The sequence below is a fragment of the Salidesulfovibrio brasiliensis JCM 12178 genome (genome assembly GCF_001311825.1).
Classification (GTDB): domain Bacteria; phylum Desulfobacterota; class Desulfovibrionia; order Desulfovibrionales; family Desulfovibrionaceae; genus Pseudodesulfovibrio; species Pseudodesulfovibrio brasiliensis.
In genome coordinates this window covers 1-18,841 of sequence record NZ_BBCB01000065.1, presented here as the reverse complement: position 1 = coordinate 18,841, position 18,841 = coordinate 1, and the positions used below count along the sequence as shown (strand labels likewise).

Below are 18,841 nucleotides of genomic sequence, written 5' to 3'. Positions count from 1 at the left end.
CGCCACCGCACAGGTGGTGCACTTCGACATCCCGGAGAACCGCGCGGACGTGCCGTGGAGCCGCGCGCTCAGCAGCCTGCTGCCCGACGACGTGGCCGTGCTCTCCCACGACATCGTGGACGACGATTTTCACTCCCGCTTCCATGCGGTCTCCAAGACCTATGAATACGTCCTCTGGCACGAGCCGCGCTTCGTGCTGCCGCAGCGCAGGGCCTTTGTCTGGAACTGCGGCCCTGTGGACGTGGACGCCATGCGCGAGGCCGCCGCTGTGCTGGCCGGAACCCACGACTTTTCCGCTTTCCAGAACGTCGGGACGCCCGTGAAGGACACGGTGCGTACACTTGACCCGGTAGAAGTGCTGCCGGGGCTCTCCCCGCAGGAGACCGTGTGGCGGTTCACCGCAGACGGCTTCCTCAAGCAGATGGTCCGCAACCTCGTGGGCTGCCTCGTGGAGGCGGGCCGGGGTAAACTTTCCGCCGATTCCGTCCGATCAATACTGAACGAACGGGACAGGAAGGCCGCGCCCGCAACAGCTCCTGCGCAGGGGTTGACGCTGGTGCGCGTCCTGTATCCGGGATTCGACAGCGCGGAGGCGGCACGTGGCGGATACGACCATTGTCTGGGGACCTGCGGGGCCCATTGAACCCGACCGGATCAGGATTGACCGGCCGGAACAGACTGCCGACGTCTCCAAAAAGTACGAGCAGGCCGAGCTCGCCAAGCGGTACGACCGCCTCTCCCCTGTGCTGGGCCAAAGCCTTCGCAACCGCCTGCTGGCTTTCCGCGACGCTATTGACGCCTTCTCCTATCCTTCCGGCGATTCGCCGCTCTTTGACGGCCGCCTCGCGGTCAAGGGACGCGAAGCTGACGGAAAGCTCTCCCTCACCTTGCCGGACGAGGGCGAAGCCGTCTCCTATTACAAAAAGTATTCGTCCGGGTTCGATGGGAACGCGGCCACCGATCTGGCCAGCGGCGAATATGAAGTGACCATGACCCTTGGGGGCAAGTCCGACTCCCTGACCGTGGACGTGGGCGACGAGTGGACCAACGGCGACGTGGTGCAGGCTTTTGCCGACGCGGTCAACGGCTCGGAGCTGGGCGTGCGCGCCCATGTCGTCAACCAGAGTTACGCCGGGCAGCACGTGCCGGGCCAGCTTTCCACGGGGATGTCCGTTGCCTTATCGGTCAATGCCTCGCGGCCCGATCAGGACGTGTCGCTTTCCAATGTGAAGGGGCACCTGCTCTCGGAGTTCGACTTCCGGCAGGCGGATGATCCCGTGGGCCCGGCAGAGGTGCAGGAGTTCCAGTTCCGGGATGGCAATCCCGGCCGCGTCTCGTCGTTCCGCACGTCCACATTTGATCCGAGGGCCGATACCACCATCAATCCCGGCCGGTACGAGATGACGTGGTCCATGGGAGAGGATTCCGGGACCTTCGGGATCGCGGTTTCAGAGGGCGACACGTGGTCCGAGGTGCTGGACGGCCTCGTCTCCTCGGTGAACGGCGTGCAGGATCGCTTCCGGGCCGAGAAGGTTCAGACGCAGGTCCCGGCGGGCCTCGAAGGCAGGGACCTGACCACCGACGCCGAGTATGTGCGCTTTACCGCCGTGGATCCCAAGGTCGGGGAGCGGCTTTCCATCGGCAGCAACGGGCATCAGCTCTCGGGTGATTTCTCGGTTACGCAGGATGCAGGGTCCAACTACATCGCCACCATCGGCGCGGACCAGTACGACGCCCTGAACACCGGAACAAAGGTTCAGGTTTCGACCACGGACGCGCTCCCCGGCGGCCTCTCGGCGGGGACGGATTATTATGCCATCCGGTTGGACCCGGACCAGTATGGCTACCGCATCGCGTTCGCGGCCAGCGAGGCGGACGCCGAGGCGGGCAACGCCATCACCCTGACCGATGCGGGAAGCGGCACCCTGAGCGTCACGGCACAGGAACCGGGCGTCTCCACGTTCGGCATCAAGACCGCATGGCCGGGGACGGACACCCGCGTGAGCGTGGACGGCCGTGACTATACCGTGGAGCCCGAGGGCGTGCTTTCGCTGGACAACGGCCGGGTGCTAGCCGACGTTGAGGGCTCTTTCCCCGGCGCATTACCCGCGTCCGTGGTGGAGCCAATGCAGCGCATGGAGGAGACGCTGGGCGAAGCCGTGGCCGAATACAACAACCTGCGCTCGTTCGTGGTCGCCAATCAGGACCTCTTCCGGGGCGGGCTGGCCGAGATGTGGCGCGGGCCGCTTGCCGAGCGGATGGGCACGCTGTCACAGGCCGGGTTTTCCGAGATCGGGGAGCGCAGGCTCCTGCAGGTGGCTTTTGACGATTTCTTCAAGGAGGTCGTGGCCAAGCCGGAGACCATGCGAAACACCGTGGCCGGGACAGACGGTCTGCTGCCGGACTGGCGCAGGGCCATCGACGACGTGCTCGATAACGAGGACGATTGGCTCATCCCCGAGACTTCCATCACCGACACCCTGTATCCGCCGCCCGAGCCGCTCACCGAGACCGCGCTTGAAACCAAGAGCCGCCTCGTGGACCTACTCGACGACATGGGCACCTCGCCGCAGAGTCCATACGGCAACAGCCTCGTCAATCTCAAGGGCTGATCTGTTCGGCAAGCAGCCACATGGTGCGCGAGCGTCCTGTTCGCCGTCCCCCGGGTTTTTTGCAGGATGTCTTTGACGAGATCAGATGTCGTATGTCATCTACAGTGGAGGATTTTGTGTAAACTTCGTGTGTTGACGGACGGTTGCGCGGATATCGCGTTCGTGGATGGAATAAAGGTTTCAGGAGGCGTTGTGCTTCAGAGAGCGGCGGTCAAGACTTCGCTGGGCGAGCCGAGAAAGAAGTTCCTTGAAATGATAGAGTTTCTCGGGAACTACGGCACCAAGGAAATCCGGCTCATTCACGTGCGCACCAAGACGAACTACCGTCAGCGCGAAGAGGCCGAGGAAAAGCTCGCCCTGCTGTGTGCGGAGATCGAGCAGCTCGGCTTCAGCGCGGAGAGCGTCATCCGAAACGGCAGCGCGCCGTCCGTGACCATCGACGTGGCCGAAGAGGTCGGGGCCGACTACCTGACCATCTACTGGCAGCCCAAGGCGCTGCTCAGAAACGCGCTTCTGGGGAGCATCGATTCCGACATCCTGCGCATGAGCAACCTGCCGGTGTTTATTTACAACCCCCGGCTGTTCCGCCCCGTCACCGAGCTGGAAAGCGTCCTTTATGCCACGGACTTCAAGTATACGGACGCGGTCATCATGCCGTATCTCATCAACAGCCGTTTCAAGGCCAAGCATCTCTACCTGCTGCATGTCGGCGAGCGCGCGCCCGACCCCATGACCGAGGAGGAGCGCAAGCAGCGCGTGGTGGATAACCTGCAACGGCTGGCCGACGAGTGTGCCCATGCTTACGAAGAAGTGGAGGTCATCGAGACCATTGGGCGCGTCTACAAGCAGATCGTCAGGCAGGCCAAGGCCAAGGCCGTGGAGCTTATCGTGGTGGGCAAGTCCGAGAACCCGGACACCATGAGCCGCCTGATCGGTTCCACTGCGGAGATCCTTCCCCACAAGGCGCATTGCAGCGTATTTGTCATACCCGGAGTCTGCGCGCTGCCCGCGCCGGATGAAACCGCATAGGGACGAAAGAGAATGTCTGCACGTAAAAATCTCGTCTTTGTCGCCTCGCTGTTTATCGTCTTTCTGCTGATTCTGGTGGGCGCGTTTTTCCCGGACGGGCTGGATTCGGTCTCGGCCTCGATGCACCAGAGCATAATCCGCAACTTCGGCTGGGCCTATCTGCTCTCGGCCTTCATTTTTCTGGCCTTCAGCGTGTTCATGGCCTTCAGCAGGTATGGGTCCATCAAGCTCGGCGGGGACCATGAGAAGCCCCGGTTCTCCTATTTCGGCTGGTTCAGCATGCTCTTTGCCGCAGGCATGGGCATCGGCCTGATCTTCTGGGGTGTGGCCGAACCCATGAGCCACTACCTCAACCCCCCGGCCTATCTTTCGGACTCCTCGCCGGACGCGGCCAAGTTCGCCATGCGCTACAGCTTTTTCCACTGGGGCATCCACCCGTGGGCCATCTATATCGTCATGAGCCTGTCCATCGCGTACTTCTCCTTCCGGCGCGGGATGCCCCCGCTCATCTCGAGCTGTTTCTTTCCGCTCATCGGCGAGAGAATCTACGGCCCCGTGGGGTACTTCATCGACATTCTGGCCGTGTTCGCCACGGTCTTCGGCATCGTGACCTCGCTGGGGCTTGGCGCCTTGCAGATCAACAGCGGGCTTGCCTCCGTCCTGCCGTTCGAGGCGAGCTTCACCAGTACGCTGGTGATCATCGCCGTGGTCACGGTACTGTTCATGATCTCCAGCATGACCGGTCTGGACAAGGGCATCCAGATGCTCAGCAAGGCCAACATCATGCTGGCCATCATGATCCTCGTGTTCATGCTCTTCGTGGGCCCGACAAACATGATGCTGAACATCTTCATCAGCACGCTGGCCGATTACGGCTCCTCGCTCTTCGACATGAGCCTTTCCACCAACCCCTTCCGGGGACCGGAGTGGACCGAGAGCTGGACCCTGTTCTACTGGGCGTGGTGGATTTCGTGGTCCCCGTTCGTGGGCCTCTTCGTGGCCAGTATCTCGCGCGGGCGGACCATCCGGGAGTTCGTGCTCGGCGCGCTGCTGGTGCCCACGCTTTTGACCTTCGTGTGGTTCAGCGTGTTCGGCGGGGCCGCATTCAGCCTGGAACTGCAGCAGGGCGCGGACATTGCCGCCGCCGTGGCGCAGGATATCTCCACCGGGCTGTTCAAGGTCTACTCCTACTACCCGTTCAGCAGCGTGCTGACCCTGCTCACGGTGCTCCTGCTGGTGGTCTTCTTCGTGACCTCTGCGGACTCGGCCACCTTTGTGCTGGCATGATGACCTCCGGCGGCGAGGAAGACCCGTCCGCGGGCCGAAAGATCGTCTGGGGGCTGACCGTTTCGACCACGGCGGGCATATTGCTTTTCACTGGCGGGCTTGAGGGCTTGCAGCGCATGGCCATTGCGGCGGCGCTGCCCTTCACCGGCATCATGCTGCTCCTGTGCCTGTGCCTGCTGCGCGGCCTGCGCTACGAGTTCCGGCAGGAGCGGAAACCGGATCGGCCCGCCCCGCCTTCGCTCGTGGACCCCCCGTCCTCCGAGGCTGCGGCAACCACGCAGGAAGGGTAGGCAGTCCGCGTCAGAACCGGCAGCAGGGCTGTTCCCTGCGGTCTGCCTCGCGGGTCATGACCACCTGCCAGAGCTGGATGTCCCTTGCCCGGAACGCTCCGGCGCAGGAGAGCAGGTAGTATTCCCACATGCGCTTGAAGCGCTCCCCGTATTTGGGTTCCAGTTCGGGCCACGCCTGCTGGAACCGGGCGTTCCAGTGCCTGAGGGTGCGGTCGTAGTGCGGTCCGAAGTTGTGCCAGTCTTCAATGACGAACAGGCCCTCGGCTGCCTTGCCGATCTGCGCGGCGCTCGGGAGCATCCCATTGGGGAAGATGTAGCGCGTCACCCATGGATCGCAGCTGGTGCAGGACTGGTTGGCCCCGATGGTGTGCAGCAAAAAGACGCCGCCCGGCTTCAGGCAGCGGTGCACCACGTTCATGAAGGTGCGGTAGTTGCGATACCCAACGTGCTCGAACATGCCCACCGAGACGATCTTGTCAAATTCTCCCTGCAGCTTGCGGTAGTCGCTGTCAACGAAGGTGACGGGCAGGCCTTCGCAGAACCTCCTGCCAAAGGCGAGCTGTTCCTGCGAGATGTTCACCGCCGTGACCCGGCAGTCGTGGTTCATGGCCAGATAGCGGGCCAGTCCGCCCCAGCCGCAGCCGATGTCCAGCACATGGTCGCCCGGCTTGATCTGAAGCTTGTCCGCGATGAGGTCGAGCTTCTTGCGCTGCGCCGTTTCGAGGTCGTCGGTGCCGTCAAAGTAGGCGCAGCTGTACTGAAGATTTTCATCGAGAAAGGCGCGGAAGAGGTCGTTGCCGAGGTCGTAATGCTTTTGGGCCACGATGCGGCTTCGCAGTCGTGACTGCATGTTGAAGATTGCGGCGGGCAGGGCCTTCAGAAGATAGCCGATGTGCCCTTTGATTACTTGGTCGAGGCGGGCGCTGAGGACGCGGTGGATCATGTCGTCGATGCTCGGGCAATCCCACCAGCCGTCCATGTACGATTCGCCGAGGCCCAGATTCTTTTCCCGCCAGATGCGTTTATACCACCTGTCGTCGTGAACCCGGATGTCCCACGGCCGTTCGCCGTTGATGACCACGTCCGCCGATTCCATGAGATGTCTGATGGTGTCGGCCGTCATGGTGCGAATACCTCCTTTTACTCCCGTGTCCCGGAGGGTGCATCGTAGTCCCGCATCTTGGGTCGGGAGCGGCTTGAAGCAAGTGCCGTTTGGAAACGGGACTCCCTCTATTGAAGTATCTACGAAAAACCGGAAGCCGTGCCAACGATGCGTGGCGAAAAATAAGGTCCCGCATATGACCGGCGAGGGCCTGTGCTGAGACGTGCGGAAAATGCCGGTTCGTCTTGCCACGAAGTCCGCCATGCAGTATTTTGGGAAGAATAGTGAAAATCATTTCGTCGACCTTGCATGGCGGCGACAAACCGTACCGGATTATATGATAGCCATCGGATCGCTCCTGCTCGTCCTTGTTGTTTCCCTGCTGCTCACGCGCATGGCCAGCCTCGCCCTGACGCATACCGGACTGTCTCGTCAGGCCGCGGCCTTTCAGGCTCGTTCAGCGTTCACCGGGGTGGGCTTCACCACGGCCGAGTCCGAGAAGGTGGTCAATCATCCCGTGCGGCGGCGCATCCTGCTGATGCTCATGCTGCTGGGCAACGCCGGTGTGGTCACGGCCATTGCCACGCTGATGATGGGGTTTCTGGACGTTCGCGAAGGCGGCTCCCTGTGGCTTCGTGTCGGCCTGCTCTCATTGGGGCTGGCCGGGCTGATCGCCCTGTCCATGAGCCAGCGGCTGGACCGGCTGCTCTCGCGCATCGTGCTCTGGGCGCTGAAGCGATACACCTCGTTGAACGTTCGTGACTACGCCGCGCTCCTGCATCTGGCCGGGGAGTTCGCCATTGGCGAGGTCTATGTGCATGAGCACGACTGGATGGCCGAGCGCGCCCTCTCGGAGCTGAAGCTTTCCGAGGAGGGCGTGGTGGTGCTGGCCGTGACGCGAGGTGACGGAACCTTTCTCGGCGCGCCCAAGGGCGGCACCCGGCTGCATGCCGGGGACATGCTGGTGGTCTACGGTCGCACCGGACGCATCCAGAGTATCGATGATCGTCGGCAGGGCTCTGGCGGTGAGCTGGCCCACGTGGAAGCCGTGGCCGAGGAAAAGAAGGAGCAGAAGCGCGAGCAGGCGCTGGACGAGGAGCGATCGGCGCGCAAGTCCGGTCCTGCGGAGAGTGCCGAGAAAGCCGATTCGGAAGACGAATCCTGAACGCAGGATACTCCGTAATAACGATATGACGCGCCGCAGGCGCAAGGAGGAGCCATGGGACGGGAGACCATTCTGTTCAAGAGCGAGGAGCGCAAGACCGTTGCCGAGGCTGCGGCGGTACTCAGGACCATTGCGGACAAAATCGAGTCCGGGAGCGTCACCCTCACGTCGCCGAGCGGCGAGGTGCAGCTCACCATTCCCGCAAACGTGACCCTTGAGATCAAGGCCGAGGAAGAGCAGGGCTCACGCCTGAAGCGGTCCCTTGAAATGGAAATAGAGTGGGCCGAAGGCGATGAAGCCGAATCCGGCGGCGTGACCATCAGTTGATCCGATCGGGGCGGCTGCGTTCAAGCGCCGTCGCCTTCCGCTTTTTCCTTTTGGGAAGGTCTGCCACGAATTGGGGCAGCCATTGAAAATGACCATCCCCCGTTGACACGATTTTGTGGGCCGTCTATTGTGGCGGCAATAGTGTGCGCACAGGAATTCACGTGAACGATATTTACGACATCGACAACTCCTATCCCATGCAGATCAGGTCCTGCCTGATGATTTTGCAGGAGAACCTGAACAGGCGCTTTCGTGAGGCCGGTCATTCGGTCACGCATAATCAGTGGAAGATCATGACCTTCATCGAGAACGAGGAAGGGCTGTCGCAGCAGGATCTTGCAAGGCGTTACAGGAGCAGCAAGGTCACCATCGTGCGCTTTCTGAACAAGCTGGAAAAGGATGGTCTCATCGTGCGCAAGAAGGACCCCGAGGACGGGCGGTGCAACCGTCTGTATCTTACGGAAAAAGGGCGTAGCCTGCAGGCCGAGTTGACCCCGTTGGCCCGGGCGAACGCCAACCTTCTGCGTCAGGGACTGAGCGACAACGACATTGAAACATTGCTTGCGACACTGAAAACCATAATAGCGAACGGGGACACATAAAAATTTTCAAGAAAAGGTTAACATGCTAACGAAAAGGAGCGTGACATGACCAAAAGGAAACTGACCGGTGCTTTCGGGCATCCCGTCGGCAACGACCAGAACACGCTGACCGCAGGGCGGCGCGGACCGACCCTGATGCAGGACGTACATCTGCTGGAGAAGCTGGCGCACTTTGATCGGGAGCGTATTCCCGAGCGCGTGGTTCACGCAAAGGGCGCGGGCGCGTACGGCTACTTTGAAGTCACGGCAGACGTCACCAAATACACCAAGGCCGCTTTCCTCTCGAAAGTGGGCAAGAAGACCGACGTTTTTGCCCGTTTTTCCACCGTGGGCGGGGAAAAGGGCAGCGCCGACGCCGAGCGCGACCCGCGCGGATTCGCCGTGAAGTTCTACACGGAAGAGGGCAACTACGACATGACCGGCAACAACACCCCGGTCTTCTTCATCCGCGACCCGCTCAAGTTCCCCGATTTCATCCACACCCAAAAGCGCGACCCGGCCACCAACCTGAAGAGCCCCACCATGGCGTGGGACTTCTGGTCGCTCACGCCCGAGTCCCTGCATCAGGTGACCATCCTGTTCTCGGACCGCGGCACGCCCGCCACCTACCGAAACATGAACGGTTACTCCAGCCACACTTTCAAGTGGTATAACGACAAGGGCGAGTACTACTGGGTGCAGTATCACTTCAAGACCGATCAGGGCATCAGGAACCTCACCGGACCGGAAGCGGCCGACATGTGCGGCAAGGACCCGGACCACGCCACCCGCGACCTCTATGACGCCATCGAGGCCGGGGACTATCCCTCGTGGACGCTGGAGATGCAGATTCTCAGCCCCGAGGACGCCGAAAGGTTCGGCTGGGACATCTTTGACATCACCAAGGTCTGGCCGCACAAGGAAGTGCCGCCCATCACCGTGGGCAAGCTGGTGCTGAACCGCAACCCGGAGAACTACTTCGCCGAAGTGGAGCAGGCGGCCTTCAACCCCAGCAACCTCGTGCCCGGCATCGGCGTGTCCCCGGACAAGATGCTGCAGGGTCGGCTGTTCTCCTATCACGACACCCACCTGCACCGTCTCGGGCCGAACTACCACCTGATCCCGGTGAACCAGCCCAAGAACGCGCAGGAGGACAACTACCAGCGCGACGGCTTCATGCGCGTGGACGCAAACGGAGGCGGCGGCCCGAACTACTGGCCCAACAGCTTCAACGGCCCGGAGCCGGACGGTGTGTCCGTGGAGCCGGAAATCCCCATTGAGGGCGGCGGCGACCGGTACGAGTTCAACCATCCCAACGACGACTTCGTGCAGCCCGGCAACCTGTATCGCCACGTCATGACCGATCAGGACCGCACCAACCTCGTCAACAACATCCTCGGCAGCATGGAGAGCGTGCCGCAGCCCATCCAGTTGCGCCAGTGCGCGCTCTTCTACCTCGCGGACAAGGAATACGGAACGCGGGTGGCCGAAGGCCTCGGCCTCGACGTGAAGGAGGTTGTCCGTCTGTCCGAGATGTCGCAGGAGGAGCGCGTGGCCGCCACCCCGGTCATGTAACGAATATAGGCAACAGAACAACAAGGGCCGTTTGAAAAAAAACGGCCTTTTCTCTTGGGCGACGGCTGGCCTCACGGGCTGCCGCCGACCCTGAACCGGAACGTGTTGAAAACAGAAGGAGAAAACTATGTCAGACAGGAAAGAACGGCGTGAAAAGGTTGTCGAGGTGCTGAACAAGGCCAGAGGCATGGAGCTTCAGGCCATTCATCAGTACATGAACCACCATTACGCGCTCGACGACATGGACTACGGCGAACTGGCCGCCAAGATGAAGCTCATCGCCATCGACGAGATGCGCCATGCCGAAGCCTTTGCCGAGAGGATCAAGGAACTCGGCGGGGAACCGACAACCGAAAAGGCCGGGGGCGTTGAAAAGGGCCAACCCATCGATACCATCTTCGCCTTCGACGCCGAAGAGGAAGAGCACGCGCTGGACGCCTACAACCAGTTCCTGCTGGTCTGCCGCGACAACGGGGACTCCATCAGCGTGAAGCTCTTTGAAGAGGTCATCAACGACGAGCAGGAGCACTTCAACTACTTCGACGCCATCAAGGATCACATCGAGAAGCTGGGTGAGTCCTACCTCTCCCGCATCGCGGGAACCTCCTCGTCCACCGGCCTTGCCCCGCAGGGTTTTGTCATCACCGGCAAACAGTAACGCGCGGCAGTTCTCGGAACTGAACGACACTTGAGAATCGAGGGCCGTACGGTTGTGCGGCCCTTTCCTTTTCCCGGCGGTTAAGAGCGGTCAGTCCAGCACGATGTCCAGATTCCCCAGCAGCGAGACCGCCTCGGGCAGCGAGAAGACGGTTTTTCGCAGCGTGTTGGTCTCGGCGTTCATGTAGTAGTTCCGCGAGGTGCGGAAGTCGGCCCGGGTGAGGTCCGTGTTGTGGAACTGGCAGCCGGAGAGCTCGCACTCGTCGAACACGGCTTCGGTGAGCTTGATGTTCGAGAACGTGGCGTTCATGAGCGAGCATCCGGAGAAGCGGAACTTGGAGAGGTTCATGTCCGCGAACAGGTTGTTGTCCATGATGCACCCTTCAAAAGATGCGGTGAGGAATCCGCCGGTGCCGGTCCAGTTCAGGCCCAGCAGCTTGCAGTCCCTGAAAGTTACGCCGCTGAAGACCGCGCTTGCCAACTCGGCAAGGGAGAGGTTGCACTGGATGAACTCGCAGTCGTCGAAGATGCATTCGGCCAGCCGCCGGGACTGCAGGGAAATGTTGCGGAACACGCAGCGGTGGAAGGAGAGGTCTTCAAGATCGTCCTCCACCCGGCAATGGGAAAACTCCCGGCGTTCAAAACTGTCGCTTTGCGAAAACGGCACGGCATACCTCCGGCCCTTTTTCTAGCGCAATCAGGCTGGCGGATAAAGGAAATTGCGTGAAGCAGGGCGCTCAAGAGCTGGGTCAGGAGGCTTTGCGTTCCATGACCACCGTCGGCAACCCCGCAGGATTGATCTCGCCCGGCCGGACATCCGCGAAGCCGTGCTTCCGGTAAAGCCTTTTGGCTGCGATGGATTCCCGGTTCGAGTCTGCAAACGTGGTTACGCGGATGGGCTGCTGCGGGTCCAGTCCGGCCATGGCCTCGCCCACCAGAAGCGATCCGATCCCCCTGCCGCGCGATGCGGCGGAGACCGCAAGCCACGCAATCTCGTTTTGTTCGCGGTCGATCACGCATGCACCGGACAGGGTCGATTCCCCGGCTTCTCCCGGTGCGCAGAAGAGTGTTCCTGCGTCGATGGCCCCCCTTACTGCGGTGAGAAAGTCCGGGCTGTCCACCATGGGGCCGAACAGCGGCTCGACCTCGCGGGCAAGGGACAGGAATGCGTCGAAATCGTCGTGTGTGGCGATTCGTATGCGAGTCATTACAGCGGTCTCCGACGGGGTTGCGTGAATAAATATCGAGATCGCTTATCCGAGAGGCGGGGCGTGGTCAAGCGTCCTAGGGCATCGGCGGGGGCGGCGGAGGCATGAGGAAGCCCCGGCGGCGCTCTTCCAGTCGTTCGTGGAAGGCATCAAGGCGCTGTTGCTGATCGGGGTCGAGGACAGCGCGGATGCTCAGGTGCGTGTCCTCAATCAGGGAGCGGAACCTCGGCTCCACCTCCATCCGGATGGCCTGTCCCTTTATGAGTGATCGATGCACAAGCTCGGAAACCGTCTTCTGCTGTGCCTCGTCGAGGTCCAGCTCACGTGTCAGGCGGCTGGTGATGTGTTCCTGCACGGACTCCGGCGTCGGCGGGAACGGCGGGCGGGGTGGGCCGAGGAACAGGGGGGCCGAGGCTGCGCCGACGGCGATTCCGGAGACGAATATGAGTACAATGGCGAACCAGCGCTTCCAGCGTGTGTTGTCCATGGTTCCTCCTAGATGACCATGACGTATGCATACATGAGGCTGCCGGGATCAAATGCGGCCAGCGCAGCCGGGAACATGTCCCTGGAAAGCGTGCCCGTCAGGAGCATCAGCGCGGATGCTGCAAAGACAGCGCAGGCCGAGACCTTCAGCGCATCGTTGAAAAAACAGTCATTCTCGTCCGGCTGCGCCTTTCGGATCTCGCGCATTACCGCATCCGTCACGTCAACACGTTCTCCCTCCCGGAGACGGTGGCGGTATGCCACGCGCAGGGCGGTAAGCAGATCGTCGTTGCGTTTCTTCATGGTCTCCCCTCCATTCAGATCGCTTGTTCCAGTATGCTCTTGAGTTTCTTTCTGGCCCGGAAAGCCCGGACTTTCACGTTCACTTTGGAAATTCCCAGCAGGTCCGCTGTTTCGGCAGCGCTTTTCTCCTCCAGCGCGGTCAGGGTGATGATCATCCTGTCCGACGCCGAGAGATGGCCGAGCGCCCAGTCCAGCACTTCTCCGGCCTCCCGGCGTTGCCGCTGGGCCAGATAGGTGTCCTGCGACTGCTGGGCCATGAGCTGGTCGAGCAGGTCGCGGGAGACGTTGCCCAGCGCGCTGACCGGCGTCTCCCTGCGCCGGTACTCCCTGCGCCAGAAGTCATGGCAGCAGCGGATGCTGATTCTCGACAGCCAGTGGGCGAAGGGCTTCTCCGCACGGAATCCGGCCAGCGACCGAAAGGCGTTGACGAACACGTTCTGCACCACTTCCTCGACGAAACCGTGCGGGACATGGCCGCCCACGATGCGGCCCACATGCTCCTGATAGCGTTCGACAATGGTCGAATACGCATTGGGCCTTCCGCTCAGGACTTTCTTTATGATCTCTGAATCGCTGTCCTTTTTCACACCTTTTGTTCCATGGGCGATCGGGCTGTGCCGGTTGCGCGGTCAGGCCCCTCCACTATGAATGTCGCGCAGGGCACGGGCCGGGTTACAGGGCGTGTGCTCTTTCTTGCGCAGGAGTCCGGCATAGGCGTCATGCACGTCTTCCAGAATCATGTAGAGCGAGGGGACGAGCAGCAGGGTGATGACCGTGGCGAAGAGGACGCCGAAGCCCAGCGAGATGGCCATGGGGATCAGGAAACGCGCCTGCCGCGAGGTTTCGAGGATCATGGGCGCGAGGCCAAAGAAGGTGGTCAGGCTGGTGAGCATGATGGGCCGGAAGCGCGCGGTCCCGGCTTCCAGCACCGCGTCGTGGGCGCAGTGGCCTTTTCTGCGCTGCTGGTTGGTGAAGTCGATGAACACGAGCGAGTCGTTGACCACCACGCCCGAGAGGGCCACGATGCCGAGCACGCTGGTGAGGCTGATGCTGTACCCCATGAGCGCGTGTCCGGCGATGGCCCCCACCGCCCCGAAGGGGATGCAGGTCATGACGATGAACGGCTGCGTGTAGCTGCGGAAGGGGATGGCCAGAAGCGCGTAGACAACGAGCATGGCGAGCGCAAGCCCGGACATGAGGGCCGCGACGCTTCGGTCATGTCGCCCTGAGAGCCCTTGACCTCGTGGGTCAGGCCGGGATAGCGCGTCATCAACTCCGGCAGCGTTTTTGCAAACACCTCGTTGAGCACCTGCGTGGTCTGGCTGCGGGGCGTGACGTCGGCGGACACCGTGAGTGCCCGGCGGCCGTTGACGTGTTTGATGGACGTATAGGCCCGGCCCCGGTCGATGTTCACCACGTTGCGAAGCGGCACGTCCATGCCCCCCGGCGTGCGGAGCATCAGCTCTTCCAGATCGTACTCGGAAATCCGCTCGCTTTCTGGCCTGCGGACCACCACCTTGACCTCGTTGCGGCCCCGCTGCTGGCGCAGCACCTCGGTGCCGTAGTATGCGGCGCGGACCTGCGCGGCCACGTCCTGCGCGGTCAGGCCGAGGCTCTTGGCTTCGGGGCGCAGGGTGAAGTCAAGCTGCTCCTTGCCGGGCGAGAAACCGTCGTCGATGTCCTTGACCTTGGGGAAATAACCGAGCGCTTCGGCCAGTTCCGAGGCTGCGGCTTCCAGCGTTTCGACATCGGAGTGGCCCAGTTCTATCTCCAGTGAGCTGCCCGAGCCGGGGCCGCCACGATCCGACTCGAATGCAAGCGTCTCCAGTCCCGGAATCTCTCCCGTGGCCTTGCGCCACCTGCGCACGAATTCGTCCGTGGTGATGGGGCGCACATCGGCCTCGGTGAGAAACACCTGCACCTTGACCACATGGCTGCCGGAGATGTCGCGGCCGCTGCCGCCGATCTTGGAATACGTTCCCTTGACGAGCGTGTCCCCGCCGCTTTGTTTCGTGACCGCCGCTGCAGAGGTGAGAAGCCTGTCGCGCACCCGTTTGGATTCCTCCACTGCCGAGCCGTAGGGCAGCTCGGCTGTCACGAACGCATAGTCGGACTCGACCTTGGGCATAAGCGTGAAGCCAAGCCTGCCGCTGCCCACGTATGCCGCGCAGAGAAAGAGCAGGGCGACGCCGCTCGCCACGCAGAGGTAGCGCCAGCTCACGCACAGGTCCAGCAGGGGGCGGTAGCGGGTTCTGATGAAGCGCATCAGCCCCTCGCTGAACCGGCGCTGGAGTGTCGTGAGCCTGAGGATGAGGCCGCGCGGCTGGCGGTCCTTTGAATGGGCGAGGTGCGCCGGGAGCACGAAGAGGCTTTCCACCAGCGAGACCGCGAACACGGCGATGACCACCACGGGGATGGAGTACATGACCTTGCCCATCACGCCGGGCACGAAGAGCAGCGGTGCGAAGGTGACCATGTTTGTCAGCACGCTGAAGGTGATGGGCATGGCGATCTGCCGGGCCCCGGCCACGGCTGCCTTGAGCGGCGGCATGCCCTGCTGCCGCATGGTGTGGATGTTCTCGCCCGCCACGATGGCGTCATCCACCACGATGCCCAGCGCGATGAGGAAGGCGAACATGGTGATCATGTTGATGCTGATGCCCAGCATGGGCAGGATCACCAGCGAGCCGAGAAAGGAGATGGGGATGCCCATGGCCACCCAGAAGGCCAGCCGTGGCTCCAGAAAGAGCGCCAGCAGCACGAAGACCAGCCCGAGGCCCATGTAGCCGTTCTTCAGGAGCAGTTCCATGCGCTGCTCGAAGACAACCGAGTCGTCGTCGAGCACTTGTACGTTCACGCCGTCGGGCAGTCGTTTCCTGAAGGAATTAAGCGTCTCATGCGCGGCGCTGGAGACCGAGACCGGGGTCTGGTCGCCCACGCGGTAGACGTCCACCCGCACGGCAGGCATGCCGTCGTACTCGGTGATGTTGTCGGTGTCCGCAAAGCCATCGATGACCGTGCCGATGTCCCCGAGCAGCACCTGCGTGCCCTCGCTTCCGGTGACCACCGGCGTTGCCGCGAAGTCGTGCCCGTAGTCGCGGCGTTCCTTCATGCGTACCAGCACCTCGCCGGAGTCGGTCTTGATGCCGCCGCCGGGAAGCTCCACGGACTCGCTGCGCAGCCTGTCGGCGATGCCTTTCAGGGTGAGGCTGTATGCGCGAAGGTTCTCCTGCGGAATCTCCACGCTGATCTGCAAATCGCTCACTTCGGCCAGTTCGGCCTGCGTCACGCCGGGGGCGGCCAGCAGCTCTTCGCGAAGCTGCTCCGCCAGTTCGCGCAGCACCATCTGCTCCTGATCGCCGTAGACCATCAGGGAGAGGACCTGCCGCTTGCGTGAGACTTCGGCAACCACCGGGTCCTCCGCCTCCTCCGGGAACGAGGATATGCGGTCCACCTCGGTGTCGATTTCCTGCGAGAGCCGCTGGATGTCCGCACCGTCCAGCGCTTCCACGATGATGCTCGCCGACCCTTCGCTGGAGGTGGAGGTGACTTCCTTTACGCCGTCGAGGCTTGCACGGCCTGCTCCACCGCCAGCACGATGCCCTGTTCCACCTCTTCGGGGCTGGCCCCGGGGTAGGACACGGTTATGCTGATCTCGTCCATGCTGAACTCGGGGAAGACTTCCTGCTTGATCTGCATGCCGAGCACGAGGCCGCCCACGAGCAGGACCAGCATCAGGAGGTTGGCGGCGATGGAGTTGCCCGCCATCCACGCAATGGGACCGCGGGGTGCGGTGGTGTCACGATCAGCCATGGTTCACGACCTCCCGAACCGCAGAGCGCACGACCCCGGCTTCGGTTCTCAGTTTCATGCCGTTGACGGGAGAGGCCAGCGAGCCGGTGACCACGCGCTCGCCGGATGCGAGGCCGTCGCGGATGTAGACGAAATCCGAGTCGCGCCAGACCGGAGTGACGGTGCGGATGTCGAGGGTGTCTTCATTGGTGAGGACCCAGAGCTGCCCGTTGTCGCGGAAGGCTTTTCGCGGAATGGCGAAGACCCCGGACAATTCTCCGCCGTCGATGGTCACGCTGGCGTAGCTGCCCAGCAGCAGGGGCTTGCGGCCTTCGGTCCCTGACAGGTTGAAGGGGTCGTCCACCTGCACCAGCACGCGGGCCATGCGGCTTCATCTTCCAGTGCGGGCAGCAGTCGGATGACCCCGCCTTCATACTGCTGTCCGGTGTCGCCTCCGGCGTCCACCACGGCCTTTGAGCCGGGACTCCCGTCAGCGGGAAAGGCGATCCAGCCGAGCCGGTCTACGGGGACGGAAACCCGCACCCAACAGGCCTCGGTTCCCACCAGCGTGGCCAACGCTTCCTGATTCGAGACCGTGGCCCCGAGGTCGGTGGCCGTATCAACCACCATGCAGGAGAACGGGGCTGTGACCACGGTGCGTGAAAGGTCCAGCCGGGCCTGATCGAGCTTGGCCTTTGCGGCTTCCAGATCGGCTCTGGCTTTTTCGAGATGCGGCTTGCGAAGGGCCAGTTCGGCTTCCTGCGCGCTGCCTGTGGCCGTGTCCTTCAGCAGTTCCCACTCCCGCCCGGCCACTGTCTGGTGGCCTTTCTCGACCTTGAGGCTGTACTGTGCATCGGCAACCTCGGCGCGCACCTCGTCAAGGGTCAACTCGTAATCGGTGGGGTCGATGCGCAGCATCTCTTCGCCCTTGCGGAAATGCCCGCCGGGCAGAAAGTCGTCATCCACGGCGATCACCTCGCCGGAGACCCGGGCTTCAAGCGTGACCTGCCGGGCAGCCACCACGGTGCCCATGACCGGAATGCGGACGCGGTGGGTTTCCTTGGCGAACGCCCGGGTGTCCACCAGCGGGGCGGTGGCCTCGGGTGGCCGTTTTTGGGCTTTGGGGGCGGTCTCGATCATGGCGAACGCTCCGGCGGCACCCATGATGACAACCAGCGCCGGGAGCGCCACCCGAAGGGGAAACTGTCGTATCATTCGGGAAATTGCTTTTTTCATCTTATCCTTCCGTGGGCTGCGGTGTTGCCGCGAGCTCTTCGGCCTGCGGCGGTTGCAGTTCGTTCGTCCAGCCACCGCCGAGGGCGCGGTGCAGGGCGATGCGGTAGAGAATCAGGTTCTTGTGGTCTTCCACCAGTGCGAGTTCGAGGTCCTGCACCGTCATCAGCGCGCTGAGAACCGGCAGGTAGTCGTCGAGCCCCTGCCGATAGCGGGAAATGGCTTCGTCGAGGCTGGTGCGCGCGGCCTGAAGCTGGGTTTCATGTGCCTGAAGATACTTTTTCTGCCAGCGTTCCCGGGCCAGTGCGTCTTCCACTTCCTTGAAGGCGGTGTAGACCGCGCTCTTGTAGTCGGCGAGCTGTTCGTCGGCTTCGCCCCTTGCCTTTTCCACCGCTGCTTCGCGGTAGCCGCCGTCGAGGATCGGCCCCATGACGGAGCCTGCGAGGGAGAGAAGCCAGTTGTCGAAAAGGTTGGTCAGCTGCGCTCCGGAGTATGCTCCCTGTCCGGTGAGGGTGAGGGAGGGCAGGCGGTTGGCCCGAGCTTCGGCCACGCTCCAGTCCGCGGCCCTGAGCTTCAGCCCGGCGGAACGGACATCGGGCCGGTTCGCCAGCAGGTCGGAGGGCAGGCCTGCGCCCGGAAGGTCGTTCAGTTCGGGCAGTCCGGCGTCTTCGATGTCGAGCGAACCGGCCGGGCGGCCGAGCAGCAGCGCAAGCTCGTGCAGCAGGATGCGCTCCTCGGACTCCACCGGGGGCAGCTCCGCCTTGACGCGGGCCACGTTCTCCCGCTGCTGGTAGACGTCCAGCGCCGTTGCCAGCGCGTTGCGGAAACGCAGCTCAATGAGTTCAAGATAGGTGCGGTTGACCTTGATCTGTTCTTGCAGGATGGCTTTCTTGCGTCTCTGGGCCTGTATCTCCACCCATTTGGCCGCGACTTCCCCGGCAACGGTCATGGCCGCGGCGTTGACATCCTCGCGCCCGGCCTCGGCCTTGAGCGCTCCGGATTTGGCGGCCGAGCCGATGCGGTTCCAGAGGTCCACCTCGTATCCGGCGCTCAGGCCGAGGGAGTGGTCCTCGGTGACGGTCATGGAGCGTCCGCCGCCCTGCGCTTCGGTGCCCTGCCGGGTGTGGGTGTACCCGCCGGTGGCGTCCAGCGTGGGATACAGGCCGGCCCCCGCCTGAACTGCCGAGGCCCGGG

18 protein-coding genes and 2 pseudogenes are annotated in these 18,841 nt (G+C 62.7%); 9 read left to right on the top strand and 11 right to left on the bottom strand.

All coding sequences use genetic code 11. From position 1 onward, the window contains the following. The 4 genes and pseudogenes from JCM12178_RS13270 to JCM12178_RS13255 form a co-directional block, all read left to right on the top strand. A partial coding sequence (locus JCM12178_RS13270; protein WP_054651978.1) for a tRNA pseudouridine synthase A occupies positions 1-643 on the top strand: 643 nt, incomplete at its 5' end. Further along, complete coding sequence (locus JCM12178_RS13265; RefSeq protein WP_054651977.1) at positions 600-2,612, top strand: hypothetical protein; 2,013 nt, start codon at positions 600-602, stop codon at positions 2,610-2,612. The genes JCM12178_RS13270 and JCM12178_RS13265, both read left to right, overlap by 44 nt. A 192-nt stretch (positions 2,613-2,804) precedes the next feature. Then, complete coding sequence (locus JCM12178_RS13260) at positions 2,805-3,641, top strand: universal stress protein (protein WP_054651976.1); 837 nt, start codon at positions 2,805-2,807, stop codon at positions 3,639-3,641. Between the two features lie 12 nt (positions 3,642-3,653). Further along, positions 3,654-5,218 (top strand): annotated as a pseudogene (locus tag JCM12178_RS13255) (glycine betaine uptake BCCT transporter). A 10-nt stretch (positions 5,219-5,228) separates the two neighbouring features. Here the strand turns inward: JCM12178_RS13255 and cfa are convergent. Beyond that, positions 5,229-6,341, bottom strand: a complete 1,113-nt coding sequence (gene cfa, locus JCM12178_RS13250) for a cyclopropane fatty acyl phospholipid synthase (RefSeq protein WP_054651975.1) — start codon at positions 6,339-6,341, stop codon at positions 5,229-5,231. Positions 6,342-6,657: 316 nt separating this feature from the next. On the opposite strand from cfa, the gene JCM12178_RS13245 reads away from it, so the two are divergent. The 5 genes from JCM12178_RS13245 (at position 6,658) to JCM12178_RS13225 (ending at position 10,626) form a co-directional block, all read left to right on the top strand. Continuing rightward, a complete protein-coding gene (locus JCM12178_RS13245; protein WP_054651974.1) occupies positions 6,658-7,485 on the top strand; it encodes a TrkA C-terminal domain-containing protein in 828 nt (275 codons plus the stop codon). Positions 7,486-7,539: 54 nt separating this feature from the next. Further along, on the top strand, positions 7,540-7,812 hold the full coding sequence (locus JCM12178_RS13240; protein ID WP_054651973.1) for an amphi-Trp domain-containing protein: 273 nt from the start codon (positions 7,540-7,542) through the stop codon (positions 7,810-7,812). A gap of 161 nt (positions 7,813-7,973) precedes the next feature. Next, positions 7,974-8,414 carry a MarR family winged helix-turn-helix transcriptional regulator gene (locus JCM12178_RS13235; RefSeq protein ID WP_054651972.1) on the top strand — a complete coding sequence of 147 codons (441 nt, stop codon included), beginning with the start codon at positions 7,974-7,976 and terminating at the stop codon, positions 8,412-8,414. Positions 8,415-8,459: 45 nt separating this feature from the next. Next, complete coding sequence (locus tag JCM12178_RS13230) at positions 8,460-9,968, top strand: catalase (RefSeq protein WP_054651971.1); 1,509 nt, start codon at positions 8,460-8,462, stop codon at positions 9,966-9,968. A 127-nt stretch (positions 9,969-10,095) separates the two neighbouring features. Further along, positions 10,096-10,626, top strand: coding sequence for a bacterioferritin (locus JCM12178_RS13225; protein WP_054651970.1), 531 nt, complete (start codon positions 10,096-10,098; stop codon positions 10,624-10,626). 90 nt (positions 10,627-10,716) lie between these two features. On the opposite strand, the gene JCM12178_RS13220 is transcribed toward JCM12178_RS13225, so the two are convergent. From JCM12178_RS13220 to JCM12178_RS13185, 10 genes and pseudogenes are all read right to left on the bottom strand, one after another. Continuing rightward, positions 10,717-11,292: a pentapeptide repeat-containing protein gene (locus JCM12178_RS13220; protein WP_054651969.1), complete on the bottom strand. Its 576-nt coding sequence runs from the start codon at positions 11,290-11,292 to the stop codon at positions 10,717-10,719. A gap of 82 nt (positions 11,293-11,374) precedes the next feature. Further along, complete coding sequence (locus JCM12178_RS13215) at positions 11,375-11,833, bottom strand: GNAT family N-acetyltransferase (RefSeq protein ID WP_054651968.1); 459 nt, start codon at positions 11,831-11,833, stop codon at positions 11,375-11,377. A gap of 76 nt (positions 11,834-11,909) precedes the next feature. Further along, the gene (locus tag JCM12178_RS13210) at positions 11,910-12,320 is read right to left on the bottom strand and encodes a hypothetical protein (RefSeq protein ID WP_054651967.1); all 411 of its coding nucleotides are present in this window, start codon (positions 12,318-12,320) and stop codon (positions 11,910-11,912) included. Positions 12,321-12,328: 8 nt separating this feature from the next. Next, the gene (locus tag JCM12178_RS13205; RefSeq protein WP_054651966.1) at positions 12,329-12,622 is read right to left on the bottom strand and encodes a hypothetical protein; all 294 of its coding nucleotides are present in this window, start codon (positions 12,620-12,622) and stop codon (positions 12,329-12,331) included. A 14-nt stretch (positions 12,623-12,636) separates the two neighbouring features. Then, the gene (locus tag JCM12178_RS13200; RefSeq protein WP_172677135.1) at positions 12,637-13,209 is read right to left on the bottom strand and encodes an RNA polymerase sigma factor; all 573 of its coding nucleotides are present in this window, start codon (positions 13,207-13,209) and stop codon (positions 12,637-12,639) included. Positions 13,210-13,251: 42 nt separating this feature from the next. After that, a complete protein-coding gene (locus JCM12178_RS20335) occupies positions 13,252-13,818 on the bottom strand; it encodes an efflux RND transporter permease subunit (protein WP_250635945.1) in 567 nt (188 codons plus the stop codon). Next, positions 13,731-16,321 (bottom strand): annotated as a pseudogene (locus JCM12178_RS13195) (efflux RND transporter permease subunit). Before JCM12178_RS13195 ends, JCM12178_RS20335 begins: the two are co-directional and overlap by 88 nt. A 106-nt stretch (positions 16,322-16,427) precedes the next feature. Further along, the gene (locus JCM12178_RS19880) at positions 16,428-16,799 is read right to left on the bottom strand and encodes a permuted SH3 domain-containing protein (RefSeq protein WP_245628771.1); all 372 of its coding nucleotides are present in this window, start codon (positions 16,797-16,799) and stop codon (positions 16,428-16,430) included. Then, positions 16,706-17,650 (bottom strand): efflux RND transporter periplasmic adaptor subunit, encoded by a 945-nt coding sequence (locus JCM12178_RS13190; RefSeq protein WP_245628770.1) that lies wholly within the window; start codon positions 17,648-17,650, stop codon positions 16,706-16,708. The genes JCM12178_RS19880 and JCM12178_RS13190 overlap by 94 nt, the downstream gene beginning before the upstream one ends. A gap of 1 nt (position 17,651) precedes the next feature. Then, on the bottom strand, positions 17,652-18,841 hold a 1,190-nt coding region (locus JCM12178_RS13185), incomplete at its 5' end, for an efflux transporter outer membrane subunit (RefSeq protein ID WP_054651964.1).